Consider the following 12,397-nt stretch of genomic DNA (forward strand, 5'->3'; position numbering starts at 1 on the left):
GGGATAGGGGATATAAGAGCGTGGGGGCTTGTATCCCTCAGTTTCGAGGCAGGTGTACAAAAATACAAATCCTTCTTACCCCCATACCCCTACACCCTTAGCTTCGATCAAAAATAACTGATTTTTTGACCTAATCCTCCATATCTCTAGCTTTTTGCTTACCTTCACTTTCTTGTGTTCACAATGCCTGGTAAAATTCTCTAGTAAGGTGATTCAAACAGTGAACAGTAAAAACTGATAACTGTTAACTGATAACTGTTTAGACCCAACGGGACACGACACTGATAACTGCTAACTGTTAACTGGTAACTGATATAAAACTGCCATGACTGCTGAAATTAACCAACAAAGCCAAACAACCAAAGGTGCTGATGCAGTTGATGAAGCAATTGCAAGCGGAATAGATTTTGATGGTTCCCCTATTCCCCCCGCTAAACTGGAACTTTATCACAAAGTCATGGGGCTAGAAGGAAACAGACAGCGCAGTGGTGTTAGCAACACGATGCGATCGCGCATTGTGCGAATTGGTGCAAAACACATTCCCCAAGAAGAACTCAACCAACAACTGACAGATGCTGGTTTTGCGGCGTTAAAAGAAAAAGAAATTGCCTTCTTCTACGGTGGAAAGTGATGTAGAAAGCAAGAAGAAAGAAGAAAATTTCTTCTTTCTTTACGATTCACCAAAAATCCGTGACACTGTATCCTAAATCCGCCAGCATTTGCCTTAGCAATGGTAAACTTAGCCCAATCACGTTGCTATGGCAACCTTCAAGTTTTTCCACAAACAAACCACCACGACCTTCAAGAGCAAAAGCACCAGCACATTTTAAAGGTTCACCTGTGGCAACATATGCGTCAATCGTGTCACTGCTCAGTTGAGCAAAGTAAACTCTTGTTACTTGGCACTTGACTAAAGTACGGTTTTGAGGTAAGTCAATGAAGGCATGTCCCGTGTAAAGATCACCAAAATGACCTTGCATTTTTTGCCAGCGTTGACGCGCTTCTTCGGGATTTGCTGGTTTACCATGAATTTCGCCGTTGACAGCCAAAACGGAATCGCAACCCATAATCAAAGCCGATTGAAACTGAGGGGCTACAGTTTCTGCTTTTCGTTGGGCTAGAGTTTTTACCAGTAGCCCAGGTTCATCTATTTGGACTTGCGACTCATCAAAATCACTGGGACAAACCAAAGGTTCAATCCCAGCTATTTGTAGTAAGCGGCGTCGCGCTACAGAAGCAGAGGCGAGTACGAAGGGTGGAGTACCCATAGGAGGAGTGAGGGGGATGAGGGAGATAAGGAAAAGAAAATAATAACTAGTAAACAGAGAAAGAATTCACGGATTCTTCAATTAATTTTTTTATTCTGCCCCAGCGTCTTTCAGGAATTGAGGCGTTGATTGTAAAAACTTTGCCACGGCTAACAGCAACACTAGCAAGGTTATGGCGTTGTTGGTTGTTAGGTAGTGCGATCGCATACTCTAAAAGGTAGTATGTTATTCCGTTGGATTCCCGTTCTTCGGCATCGACTAATTCAGCTTTGCGACCGGAACCTTCAGGAGCAAGAGCGTTTTTTCCCAACTTATATCCTACCTCTGTTGGTGTCCCTAATTCTTTGAGAGTTTTGCCTTCTGGAACTGGACTAATCACTACAGAGATATTTTCACTAATCTCAATGATGTCGTGAAACACGACATCTGGACCGTTGGCAACTTTAACTTGCACCCAGCCGTTAGGATATGAAAACTCATAGCCATCAGTGGTGTCTACGTAATTACGTTCAGCCGCAACCGCTACATTAGAATGACTCAAGCTGAAAGCAAACACCAAGAGCAAAATCAATATAATTTTTTTCCACATTTCTACGATTTCCTTTAGGCTGGAAGCAACACAAGGCAAGGTTATATTTCGTTTTTCATTGTCCCATGTATGCTGACAACTTACGAACTGCGCTGGTTTTCTCCTGGCATGATACCGGAAAATATTGAAACTTGGTTTAAACAGAATTGTCTGATAGACCCAATACAACCACCAGAAGAACGCGAAGATGTATATCTTTACTCACCAAAGTCTGATTTCTTGGGAATAAAACTACGCCAAGGACGGCTGGAAGTCAAGTGGCGCAAAGCAGAATTAGGCGCTGTGCGTTTTGGCGATTTTGTAGAAGGTAAAGCAGAGAAATGGGGTAAGTGGCTGTGTTCTGATGCTACAGAAGAAAGTTTTCAACCAAACCTAGTTCTCAGCAATTCTTCATGGGTAAGTGTCCAGAAAGTTCGCCATTCACAACTTTACCAAGTTTTACCTGAATTTCCACCACAACCTGTTTCCGTAGATGAGCATATCGAAAATGGTTGTACAGTAGAACTGACCCATCTGATAATTCAAGGGAATGCTTGGTGGAGTCTTGCATTTGAAGCTTCTGGTGAGGATGCTTGTTTGATGGAGAACCTTCAAGCAACAGCAAGTTGGGTATTTGATACTTATCGCGAGTTAAAGTTACTGGCTATTAATTCTTACGCATTCCCTAGTTGGTTAGCACTCGTTCATCAATAAGCGTCAAAAAACAAGCAAAAATCACCCACAAGGGTACTGCTGTGCTCAATAACATTGAGCTATCATTTCGGAGAATGCGGTAGTTTCAAGGAAAAGTGTGTAACTACAATGACGCAAATCAATTAAAAAGCTTGGCAATAACGAGAAACTCAGGGTAAAATTTGAGACTCTTAAGTAGGGTAGCACTCACCAATCATGAATCCTAAAAGTAGTAGTCATTTATAATGAGTAGCTGCTCAAAGAATGAATGACCTTTGCCTACGAAAAGCTATATCCAGCTGGGAGTTCGTGACTCTCTGGTGGGCACACTTGAATTGCGAGATGAATATACAGTCAATTTCATCAAAAGGAATAAGTTTATGAATTTGAGCGAAGGTTATGGTGTATTGAAGTGTCGTGCGATCGCAGGACAAAAGGAACTTGGTCAAGGTACTCCCCACTATCAAGTTCATGTGAAGGACGATCAATTTTCGTATCGTCTTGCAATCAATGTTAGGTCAAGTCAGCAACCCTTCGATTTGTTGTATTTTGTCGATGATAATTTTGAACATTTTATCACCGACAAACTCGATCAATTGGACTTTGGCTTTAAAAAGCTTGAGAATTCCGATAGACAACCTGGAAAAATTGCGCTGGATTACATCCGAGGCAATTTATTTAAAGTCAATCAGATGAAACCATTGCCCTTTAATTTACCCGGAGAAAACAACGATCTCAACGAGTTGATTGACTCGTACATTCAACGGGCAATTGAAACTCAAGCAGTTGTGTATGTCTTCGGTGAACCTTGGGGACCAGAAAATAAGCCTGACAAAGTGTTTGGCTTCCAACCAGGAAGAGGCGTTCATAATCTTCACATGAACCAAGGTAACAGCGGTAGGTTTGCCCAGGAAAATGGGGTTTACCAAGACGGGGCGTTATTAATTCATTACCCATCTGCACTCTCGTCTGGTGACTACTGGGTTGCAGTATTCTTTGCATTTCAGTCGCAGTCCTTCCATACTGATGACAGCACTGGTAACCCCATAGATAAGATTGTAGGAAGTGAACCAGTAGAACCAGGAACTTCAGCAGTGAAAGCGCGGGTGAGAATCATTGGTGCTTTAGTCAATCCTCGTGGGGAAGATTCTGGCAAAGAATCGGTTACTTTAATAAACTCTTCACCACAAAAGATAGACTTGAATGGTTGGGCAATTGCTGATAAACTCAAGCGCAAGCAACCTCTTGATGGGTTTAGCCTTGAGCCTGGTGGAGTGATTACAGTACCTTTAAGTCCAGAAAAGATTCAGCTTTCTAATGATGGTGGAATTCTCTCTGTTCTTGATTCAGAAGGCACAAAAGTTGACGGTGTTTCCTACACCAAAGAAGATGCTAAAGAGCAAGGGTGGACTCTAGTTTTTTGATGCTGGAACACTGATGTTGAATCCGTGAATTTAAGCGTAAGCGAGTGTCTTAACTTGAATTTTATTCCTCTCCATACTCCCGTTTGGGAAATTGACGCATGATGAATTCAAAGTATGCCCTTTTAGTGCCTAGGGCATACTTTGAGTTTTTGGCTTCATACCAAGGAACTGAAAATTGCAAGCGTGTGCGTAGGACATATATTTGAGTCGGGAAGGTCATAGTCGAATTGAAGAAGGACAGTTATTGATGCAACCTTTGATTAAAAATCTCGAAAGCTTATTAAACCTTTTTCTCAAATCTAATTGTCCTCTGTGTCAACGTCCAACCTCCCAAGAATTCTGTCAAGACTGCACCAGACAGTTACAAAAATGCCATCTCAGCGATCCTAATCTTAAGCAAAAATCAATGCCCGTATTTGCATGGGGGACATATGGCGGGATACTGAAGTCAGCAATCACTACAATGAAATACGCAAAGCAACCCCAAATTGCCCGTCCTTTAGGTCGATGGTTGGGAGAAGCATGGCTATTACATTCGCCCGTGTACAATAAAGTTGTGGTTGTTCCTATCCCACTCCACCCCGATAGACAAAAAAACCGGGGATATAACCAAGCTGCATTGATAGCACAAAGTTTCTGCGAAACAACTGGATTAAAATTGAAACAAAATGGTTTGGCAAGGGTGCGATCAACTGAAGCACAATATTCTTTATCAGCGTCCAAGCGAGCAAAAAATTTAGCTGAAGCCTTTGAAATCGGGAAAGATTTGCGTCGCCACCCAGAAGTATCGGTGCTTTTGGTCGATGACATTTATACGACGGGTGCGACTGCTATGTCTGCTATGCAAACACTCAATCAAGCTGGAATAAAAGTTGTTGGGTTAGCAGCAAGTGCTGTTACCTTGAAAGGGTAAAAATTAATTTGATTTTATTTTGAATCTTGAATTATTATCCCACACCTGTGAGTAAATAGGCAAACTCTGTCTAAGAAAACTATAATTAACCAGATGATTCTGTTTTTGTGGGAATAATCTTTGGATGATAAATAAGGGTCTGGCTGTGGGATTGAAACAAGTTACAATCATTCCTGCCACGTATCTCGCGATCGCGATAAGTACAACACCAGCTTTTGCTCAAGCTAATAAGTTTTATAATCCAATTTCTATACCTGTTGGTAATGAAATTACCGACACACTCTCTGACAAAGACATTCCCACAGGTCAGGGCGGATTTGCCCGTGATTATATGGTGAAGTTGAAGAAGGGGGATAATTTAGCAATTGACCTGGTGTCTGAGAGTTTTGACTGTATGCTCACACTGCTGGCACCCAATGGAACAACAGTGGCGGAAAATGATGATGGTCCCGATGGTACCAGCAATTCCCTACTTTTTACCCGCGTCGCGGAAACTGGCAATTATGTCATTCGCGTCCGGTCTTTTGGAGAAACTGGAATTGGAGCTTTTAAACTTAAGGTAACACGACTACAGCCAGCTAAATGAAATTATGAATTGCAAATTATTGCAAATAATCAATGACAAAACATTTTGAGAATTTACAATTAATGCTTTTCCAAAATAGTTAGTACACAAAGAAATAAAGCTTCCGTCCACTCAACAACTGCGCCGTAAGTATCACCTGTATGTCCACCTAATTTATGGTTAAACCAGGCACCAGTGAGAGTGGCGATCGCACTTCCAGCAAGTATCGTTCCCAACACGAAAAACAAACGTTGTTTATCGAAGACTATTTGTAAACCACACAAACCTATCATCAATAACAGTCCCGGTAATAAATCTTTATAAGAACAAATCGCTTGTTTGTGAAATACGCCTTTACCAGTTGGTTTTAGGTAAGGATAACGGAAAATTGCCAGTTGTTGACCCCAGCGCCCCCACCCACAAGCAGCCATCAAAGTTAACCAACGGTTTTTACTTAAATCGGTTAATGCAGCTGTTTTCATTAATATCAAGGCAATTGCTGCCATAGCCCCAAACGCACCTGTAGCACTATCTGCCATCACCTCTAGTCGTCGCTTTGGATCACCCACTGCTAAACCATCCGCAGTATCCATTGCTCCATCTAAGTGCAGTCCACCAGTCAAAAAAATCCAAAGACACACCACCAAAACGCTGCGAGTCAGTATCGGTACACCCAAAAAAATCATGCCAGTGTCAAATAGCCCTAAAATTGCCCCAATGATTAACCCTACTTGCGGAGCGAGCTGCGACACCCTCGTGAAGTTTAACTCGTTTACATACGGCAAAGGAATGCTAGTATAGAATGTAACAGAAGCATACAGCTTTAACAGTAGTTGTTTCCACCACTGGTACTTGTTAGTCATGTTTATCACATTAATGAACAGTTTCTGTACTTTATTCTTAAAACATTACACTGTTAATTTCGGTACATATATGGGCATGAATTTTTAAAGGTTTAGATAAGATTTACACTTTATAGAAACTCATCCGAAAAATTTTGTTATTCTTGTCCCAGTGTTAAGATTTCAACACTTTGTATTTTGTATAAAGTTAACAGTTTTCTATTGGGAGTTAAGCAGTAACAATTTAGTTCACTAGCAGTTTAGTAGTGCTAATAATTAGAAATTCGCTATTTACATTTTTAGTTATTCGCTCTTACATTGCCCATATTTGATTAAAATGTAGGGGGTAAAGAAGCTGTTGCTGCTTGGCTGCGTTACATCTCACCTGCGCTCTTGAAGTTGTTTGATTATGACTCATCATCTACCTAATGCGAAGATACCAGCTCCGTGCATTATCAACACAGGCGTTGTTGTGAATAAGCTTGATATGCGGCGATTGCTGTCGGATTTAGGTCGTGTCCGCTACATCTACACTTACCAAGGTCAGTTGCAGAGCGAGGGTGAGGGGGATGTTATGGAAGTGTTTGCCAATCCACAACGCTCTACCCTAATCGCAAATCATGCTCTTTACTTAAATATTTCTAGTTTTGATTACTTGGAACTGAAACAGTCAAAAGAAAAAGAAACCTACTTTGACTTAGTACAAGAAGGGGTGTGTCTGCGACTGATTCCCCTCTCGACGCCTTTTCAAGAGCGCCAACAGCGTTGCTTGAATATCAACGATCTAGAAGTGATGATGGAGCAAGTCCTATCAGCCAGATGGGATGCAGAATTTGATGACGATAATTCCGACTTGCTTTAAAGTCATCAGCGATTAGATATCAGTTTTTGAGGATTTCTTCGCAAGTTATTCAGATATTCTATCGTTTTTGCGAGAGTGAACAACAGCGTCTCGTTAAATTACTCCCGAAGCGCCAGAAAAATACCTGTTTTTTAACCGCACGAGGCAAGAGAGGGCACAGACAGAGGAGTAAATTACTATAGGTAATCTTAGACCACCGAAGGGAGTAGGATAAACCGTGAGCTAAAAAGCTGACGCCCAAGAGCCAGCGCAAAGCGTGAGGGTTTCCCGTTTTCACGGCGACTGGCGTTGCTGAATATTTGAGGTTAATTCTATCTTGAGTGCAAAATTTTCTTTTCAACATCTTGCCAACTGTAGCCAAACGAAAGCTAGAGCTGGGATTTTTTTTACCCCTCATGGTCCAGTGGAAACCCCACGATTTATGCCAGTGGGGACTTTGGCAAATGTCAAAACTTTAACTCCAGCCCAGCTCCAGGATACGGGAGCACAAATGGTATTGTGTAATACTTATCATTTGCACCTCCAACCAGGTGAAGCAATTGTGGCTGGAGGTGGAGGACTGCACAAATTTATGGGCTGGAATGGTCCGATTCTGACTGATTCCGGTGGGTTTCAGGTTTTTAGCTTGAGCGAAATGCGAAAAATCAGTGAAGAAGGTGTCACGTTTCGCTCACCCCATGATGGTCAAATTATTAATTTAACACCAGAACGCTCGATTGAGATTCAGAATATTCTGGGAGCAGATGTGATCATGGCGTTTGATGAATGTCCGCCCTACCCAGCCAGTCGGGAAGATGTGGAAGCAGCGACGCAACGAACTTACCGTTGGCTAGAACGTTGTATTGTGGCGCATCAACGTAGTGATCAAGCATTGTTTGGGATTGTACAGGGAGGAGTATATCTTGATTTGCGCTCTGATGCGGCTATTGCTTTAAGAAAGTTAGATTTGCCGGGATATGCTATTGGTGGTGTGAGTGTGGGCGAACCGCCAGAACTGATTGCAAAAATTGTGCAAGCAACAGCACCACTGTTACCACCAGAAAAACCGCGTTACTTGATGGGTGTGGGGACTTATCGAGAAATTGCAATTGCGATCGCCTCTGGTGTAGATTTATTTGACTGCGTGATTCCCACTCGCTGGGCGAGACATGGGACGGCGATGGTGCAAGGGGAACGGTGGAACTTAAAGAATGCAAAGTTTCGTGAAGATTTTACGCCTTTAGATGAAACATGCCCTTGTTACACGTGTCAAAACTTTAGCCGCGCGTATTTGTCTCATTTGGTGCGATCGCAAGAAATATTGGCTTACACCTTGTTAAGTATTCACAACATCACTGAACTCATTCGCTTTACCCAAAGAATACGCAAGGCAATATTAGAAGACCGATTTTCTACAGAATTTGCCCAATGGCTGACTCCAGAAAGTGGCGAGTGTTCAGTAGTTGACAACTCCCCAGCCTAAAGGCGTGGGGATTCTTCCTTCATCCAACGTTGCCTCTAAAAGCAGTGCCTTTAGATGGTCTTACACGTTGTCCAGAAGCGGTAGCGAGATGCCCTCCCGCCAAAAGTCGTAAACCTTCATCTCTGATATTGATAGCGGCATTAATATCCCTGTCGTGCGTCGTTTGGCATTTAGGACATTGCCAACTACGAATATCTAAACTTAGGTTATCTACTTGATGTAAGCAGTTACTACAAGTCTTTGAACTAGGGAAAAATCTATCAACTTCAATGTAGATTTTTCCCTCCCACTCAGCCTTGTAATTTAACATAGTGCAGAACTGACCCCATCCAGCATCACTGATTGATTTAGCTAACTTGGAATTCTTCACCATGTTTCTGACAGCCAGATTTTCTACGACTATGACTTGGTTTTCGTCAACTAATTTACGACTTAGTTTATGTAGAAAATCTTCACGACATCTAGTAATTTTTGCGTGAACAATAGCCACTTTCCTACGTGCTTTGTTGCGATTGTTAGACCCCTTCTGTTTGCGGCTAAATTGCTTTTGTTTCTTGGAAAGCTTTACTTCATATTTGCGGTAATATTTGGGATTTCCATGCTTGGTTCCATCAGACGTAATAGCATAGTGTTTTATCCCCATGTCTACACCAATAGCTTTGCCTTGTGACGATGAAACAAGTTTATTTTTACCATCATCATAGAGGCAAGCAGCATAGTATTCACCTGATGAGGTCAGCGAAACCGTAACAGATTTAAGTTTTCCCTCTGGCAATCGAGATACTTTGCAGTAAACCTTACCCAATTTTGGCAATGTGAGATAATCGCCATCTAGTTTTATTCCTTGAGGAAAGCGAATAGATTGCTTTTGCCCTTTCTTCTTAAAACTTGGGTACTTAGCACGCTTCTCAAAGAAGTTGAGAAAAGCGCTGGATAGATCTAATGCTACTTGCTGTAAACACTGCGATGGTGGCTCGGTTAACCATTCGTACTGCTTTTTCAAACAAGGAAGTAAGTTAATGGTGTCATTACGACTTAACCCCTTACCAGTTGCTTTGTAAGTTTCACTAGTTAGGTTAAGAGCATAGTTGTAAAACCAGCGTACACATCCAAACGACTTAGCAAGGAGTATTGCTTGTTCATTAGTCGGATAGATTCTGTACTTGTAGGCTTTCAACATTCTGCTTACCAAACCACTAACACTATGGTAAAGTAAAACACAAAAGTAAAGCCGTGCTTCTAGCACGGGGTTTTAAACCCAAAATCTTCGATAAAGACTCAGGACTCATAGAGGACTAAAGCGTGTTAAGATACTTGTCAATTCTGAAAGCTGTGTTGGATAGGTGGATTTAAAAAATTATGGAAGCAGCATTGTTATTAGCAAAACTGCCTGAAGCTTACCAAATCTTCGACCCTCTGGTAGATGTTCTACCACTCATCCCTTTGTTCTTCTTGTTGCTGGCTTTCGTTTGGCAAGCAGCTGTTGGTTTTAGATAAAATCGGTGGTGCAATTTATCGCGTTTTCACCATCATAAAAATATGACATATCAAGTGGGGTGGGCATTGCCTACCCCACTTTTACAGCAGTTTTCAATTGGGTAGAACAAAAGTTGCCTCTTTGAGACACAGCAATGCTTTGTGTCGTACCACGTGGTTTGTCGTTTATGCAAATCAAAAGCAATATATCTTAACTTAAAGTGACAATTATTAATATTACGTAATAAAATAAGAAAAGAGATCATACATTATTCTTAAAGCAAGTTAAAACTTAGCTTTCCACTCAGGCTTACAGTAAAAGAGGTATCAGGCATGGGTAATATCACATTCGTCAAAGAAAATAAAGAAGTCGTAGCAGCAAATGGTGCGAATCTACGGCTGAAAGCCATGCAAAACAACGTAGATATATATAAAGTCTTTGGCAAGATGATGAATTGTGGAGGCAACGGTCAGTGTGGCTGCTGCGTTGTTGAAGTCGTTGAAGGAATGGAAAATCTTTCACCCCGCACAGATACGGAAAATCGATTATTGAAGAAAAAGCCTGCAAATTGCCGTCTTGCTTGTCAAACCTTAGTTAATGGTCCAGTTAGTGTGGTAACAAAGCCTTAATGGTGAATAATCAAGAGGTAAGAAATCACTCGTTGAAGCCGGGATAATGATATCCTTAAATTGTTCAGTGGATATCATTGAGAGGCATTCTTTCCATGCAAGTTAATGATCTGGGCTTTGTGGCGAGCATTTTGTTCGTTTTAGTGCCCGCTGTTTTTTTAATCGTTCTTTACATCCAAACTGCTAGCCGTGAAGGCTGATTAATAGGAAAAAAGATAGTTAAGACCTATTTTGTCAATCACACGAAAACCCCTATACTTATTTGTGTAGGGGTTTTGTTTATCAACCGCAGTGACTTTAACCTGGGGTTCGCGCTAACAAGACTGGACAGGTTGCATTAACTCGAACATAGTCAGATAAAGAAGCTCCCAAAAGTCGGTCTATATCGACCAAATTCTTGGCAATCGAAGGACGCCGATCTGGAGAACCGAGCAATAATAAATCTATGTTCCGTTCATCTGCCAAGCGACAAATTTCTTCACCTGGTTTACCACTGCTGATCACACAACGAGCTGGTACACCATATTTTTTCGCTTCCGCATAAGCTGCAGCTAAAACCGGATTTTGTTCTGGACTAACTTCAGTTGTTTCAGATTCTTTGCCACGTAAATCTGTATTAATATTAGCCAGAATCAACTCTCCTCCCTTAATATCTCGTAAAAGGAATAAAGCCAAACTTAAGCAATATTTTGCCGCATCAGAGTTATCAATTGCCACCATAACGCGCTTGACTTTTTTGACATAAATGTCATCTTTGACAAGCAACATGGGGCGAGAAGATAATTGGAAAACATACTGACTGACAGAGTTCGATAAAATCGATTGTAACCGCTTGAGTCCGCGCGAACCCATAATAATCAAGTCAGCATCGATTTCGTCCGCTACCTCGCAAACAACACGTTTAGGATCACCTTGCCGCAAAATCGAAGAAACTTTGCTGGGATCTAAGTTCAAATACTGGATTGCATTAGCCAGAATCTTGCCACCTTCTTCCCACTTAGTTGTCATGGCTTCAGCAGAAGAACGGTCAGAAACAACATGCAATACTGTAACTTTTGACCGTTGGATTGAGGGCACATCTGCCAAAGTTTTGAGCATTTCTTCTGCATGACCCAATCCAGAGACAGCTAGCAAAATTTTTTCTATCATCATGGCGTCTTGTTGTTCAGGTTGCTTTGGGAATTAGCCATTGGTCATTGGTCAATAGTCAATAGTACAAGTCGTGAAAGAATGACAATTGACAATGACATTTAAGTTTATTTACGCCTAGTTACTTAAAGTTCCAACTAAGCTTCATTAATTTCAGCTTACTCCTAATTCTGACTGATGAGCTTAACGAATAATTATTAAATTTATTAGTTTTAATCTATGTTTACTATTTTTCATTAATGAATAAGTTAAGTATTGCAAAGAAGTGCTAATTTTTGATAAAAAATCAAGTTTGCTATAGAATTTTTATTTTATTTTTGCGAAGCTTCGTACAGTTTATGTTAACCAGTTATCAGTAATCAGTTATCAGTTAAGTAAGTGGGTTGAATCTCAGATTTTGCACCCTCCGGGTATGACCTTCGGTCACGCTGCGCTAACACCAGTCGCTCATGGGGGAAACCACGGCAGGTGCTACAACGGGACGCCACATGCTTCAAGTCGGCAAAGCCGCCCAACGCAGTGGCTCGGGAACCCCCGCAACGCAC

The 12,397-nt window shown here is 41.4% G+C and carries 15 protein-coding genes; 10 read left to right on the plus strand and 5 right to left on the minus strand.

The window, feature by feature from the left end; all coding sequences use genetic code 11:
- The first annotated feature begins 325 nt into the window (after positions 1-325).
- Positions 326-631, plus strand: coding sequence for a small RNA NsiR4-regulated ssr1528 family protein (locus DP116_RS21835; protein WP_169157171.1), 306 nt, complete (start codon positions 326-328; stop codon positions 629-631).
- Positions 632-677: 46 nt separating this feature from the next.
- Here DP116_RS21835 and DP116_RS21840 read toward each other — a convergent pair whose 3' ends face one another.
- Together DP116_RS21840 and psbP are read right to left on the minus strand one after the other, a co-directional pair.
- Positions 678-1,268, minus strand: a complete 591-nt coding sequence (locus tag DP116_RS21840) for a Maf family protein (RefSeq protein ID WP_169157172.1) — start codon at positions 1,266-1,268, stop codon at positions 678-680.
- A gap of 46 nt (positions 1,269-1,314) precedes the next feature.
- Complete coding sequence (psbP, locus tag DP116_RS21845; RefSeq protein ID WP_169157173.1) at positions 1,315-1,857, minus strand: photosystem II reaction center PsbP; 543 nt, start codon at positions 1,855-1,857, stop codon at positions 1,315-1,317.
- A 69-nt stretch (positions 1,858-1,926) separates the two neighbouring features.
- Between psbP and DP116_RS21850 the strand changes: the two genes are divergently transcribed.
- The 4 genes from DP116_RS21850 to DP116_RS21865 all read left to right on the plus strand — a co-directional run bounded on the left by DP116_RS21850 (position 1,927) and on the right by DP116_RS21865 (position 5,452).
- The gene (locus tag DP116_RS21850; protein WP_169157174.1) at positions 1,927-2,550 is read left to right on the plus strand and encodes a hypothetical protein; all 624 of its coding nucleotides are present in this window, start codon (positions 1,927-1,929) and stop codon (positions 2,548-2,550) included.
- Positions 2,551-2,909: 359 nt separating this feature from the next.
- The gene (locus DP116_RS21855) at positions 2,910-3,953 is read left to right on the plus strand and encodes a DUF2278 family protein (protein WP_169157175.1); all 1,044 of its coding nucleotides are present in this window, start codon (positions 2,910-2,912) and stop codon (positions 3,951-3,953) included.
- A 247-nt stretch (positions 3,954-4,200) separates the two neighbouring features.
- On the plus strand, positions 4,201-4,866 hold the full coding sequence (locus DP116_RS21860) for a ComF family protein (protein ID WP_169157183.1): 666 nt from the start codon (positions 4,201-4,203) through the stop codon (positions 4,864-4,866).
- A 124-nt stretch (positions 4,867-4,990) separates the two neighbouring features.
- Entirely contained in the window at positions 4,991-5,452 is a 462-nt protein-coding gene (locus tag DP116_RS21865) for a PPC domain-containing protein (protein ID WP_169157176.1), read from the plus strand.
- Positions 5,453-5,511: 59 nt separating this feature from the next.
- On the opposite strand, the gene cobS is transcribed toward DP116_RS21865, so the two are convergent.
- Entirely contained in the window at positions 5,512-6,294 is a 783-nt protein-coding gene (gene cobS / locus DP116_RS21870) for an adenosylcobinamide-GDP ribazoletransferase (RefSeq protein ID WP_169157177.1), read from the minus strand.
- 388 nt (positions 6,295-6,682) lie between these two features.
- Between cobS and DP116_RS21875 the strand changes: the two genes are divergently transcribed.
- Together DP116_RS21875 and tgt are read left to right on the plus strand one after the other, a co-directional pair.
- Entirely contained in the window at positions 6,683-7,135 is a 453-nt protein-coding gene (locus DP116_RS21875) for a hypothetical protein (protein ID WP_169157178.1), read from the plus strand.
- Between the two features lie 316 nt (positions 7,136-7,451).
- Positions 7,452-8,597 carry a tRNA guanosine(34) transglycosylase Tgt gene (tgt, locus tag DP116_RS21880; protein WP_169157179.1) on the plus strand — a complete coding sequence of 382 codons (1,146 nt, stop codon included), beginning with the start codon at positions 7,452-7,454 and terminating at the stop codon, positions 8,595-8,597.
- A gap of 19 nt (positions 8,598-8,616) precedes the next feature.
- Here the strand turns inward: tgt and tnpB are convergent, their stop codons facing one another.
- Positions 8,617-9,777: an IS200/IS605 family element RNA-guided endonuclease TnpB gene (tnpB, locus tag DP116_RS21885; RefSeq protein ID WP_169157180.1), complete on the minus strand. Its 1,161-nt coding sequence runs from the start codon at positions 9,775-9,777 to the stop codon at positions 8,617-8,619.
- 179 nt (positions 9,778-9,956) lie between these two features.
- On the opposite strand from tnpB, the gene DP116_RS21890 reads away from it, so the two are divergent.
- From DP116_RS21890 to psbM, 3 genes are all read left to right on the plus strand, one after another.
- Positions 9,957-10,094 (plus strand): photosystem II reaction center protein K, encoded by a 138-nt coding sequence (locus DP116_RS21890; RefSeq protein WP_048868254.1) that lies wholly within the window; start codon positions 9,957-9,959, stop codon positions 10,092-10,094.
- Positions 10,095-10,406: 312 nt separating this feature from the next.
- Positions 10,407-10,703, plus strand: a complete 297-nt coding sequence (locus DP116_RS21895; RefSeq protein WP_169157181.1) for a 2Fe-2S iron-sulfur cluster-binding protein — start codon at positions 10,407-10,409, stop codon at positions 10,701-10,703.
- 95 nt (positions 10,704-10,798) lie between these two features.
- Positions 10,799-10,903 (plus strand): photosystem II reaction center protein PsbM, encoded by a 105-nt coding sequence (gene psbM, locus DP116_RS21900; protein WP_169157182.1) that lies wholly within the window; start codon positions 10,799-10,801, stop codon positions 10,901-10,903.
- Positions 10,904-11,000: 97 nt separating this feature from the next.
- On the opposite strand, the gene DP116_RS21905 is transcribed toward psbM, so the two are convergent.
- Positions 11,001-11,852 (minus strand): universal stress protein, encoded by an 852-nt coding sequence (locus DP116_RS21905; RefSeq protein WP_169157184.1) that lies wholly within the window; start codon positions 11,850-11,852, stop codon positions 11,001-11,003.
- Between the last annotated feature and the right edge of the window lie 545 nt (positions 11,853-12,397).

The organism is Brasilonema bromeliae SPC951, from assembly GCF_012912135.1.
Classification (GTDB): domain Bacteria; phylum Cyanobacteriota; class Cyanobacteriia; order Cyanobacteriales; family Nostocaceae; genus Brasilonema; species Brasilonema bromeliae.

Coding starts and splice junctions, on each gene's coding strand:
- DP116_RS21835 (WP_169157171.1), top strand. CDS start 326: ATGACTGCTGAAATTAACCAACAAAGCCAAACAACCAAAGGTGCTGAT.
- DP116_RS21840 (WP_169157172.1), bottom strand. CDS start 1,268: ATGGGTACTCCACCCTTCGTACTCGCCTCTGCTTCTGTAGCGCGACGC.
- psbP (WP_169157173.1), bottom strand. CDS start 1,857: ATGTGGAAAAAAATTATATTGATTTTGCTCTTGGTGTTTGCTTTCAGC.
- DP116_RS21850 (WP_169157174.1), top strand. CDS start 1,927: ATGCTGACAACTTACGAACTGCGCTGGTTTTCTCCTGGCATGATACCG.
- DP116_RS21855 (WP_169157175.1), top strand. CDS start 2,910: ATGAATTTGAGCGAAGGTTATGGTGTATTGAAGTGTCGTGCGATCGCA.
- DP116_RS21860 (WP_169157183.1), top strand. CDS start 4,201: ATGCAACCTTTGATTAAAAATCTCGAAAGCTTATTAAACCTTTTTCTC.
- DP116_RS21865 (WP_169157176.1), top strand. CDS start 4,991: ATGATAAATAAGGGTCTGGCTGTGGGATTGAAACAAGTTACAATCATT.
- cobS (WP_169157177.1), bottom strand. CDS start 6,294: ATGACTAACAAGTACCAGTGGTGGAAACAACTACTGTTAAAGCTGTAT.
- DP116_RS21875 (WP_169157178.1), top strand. CDS start 6,683: ATGACTCATCATCTACCTAATGCGAAGATACCAGCTCCGTGCATTATC.
- tnpB (WP_169157180.1), bottom strand. CDS start 9,777: ATGTTGAAAGCCTACAAGTACAGAATCTATCCGACTAATGAACAAGCA.
- DP116_RS21890 (WP_048868254.1), top strand. CDS start 9,957: ATGGAAGCAGCATTGTTATTAGCAAAACTGCCTGAAGCTTACCAAATC.
- DP116_RS21895 (WP_169157181.1), top strand. CDS start 10,407: ATGGGTAATATCACATTCGTCAAAGAAAATAAAGAAGTCGTAGCAGCA.
- psbM (WP_169157182.1), top strand. CDS start 10,799: ATGCAAGTTAATGATCTGGGCTTTGTGGCGAGCATTTTGTTCGTTTTA.
- DP116_RS21905 (WP_169157184.1), bottom strand. CDS start 11,852: ATGATAGAAAAAATTTTGCTAGCTGTCTCTGGATTGGGTCATGCAGAA.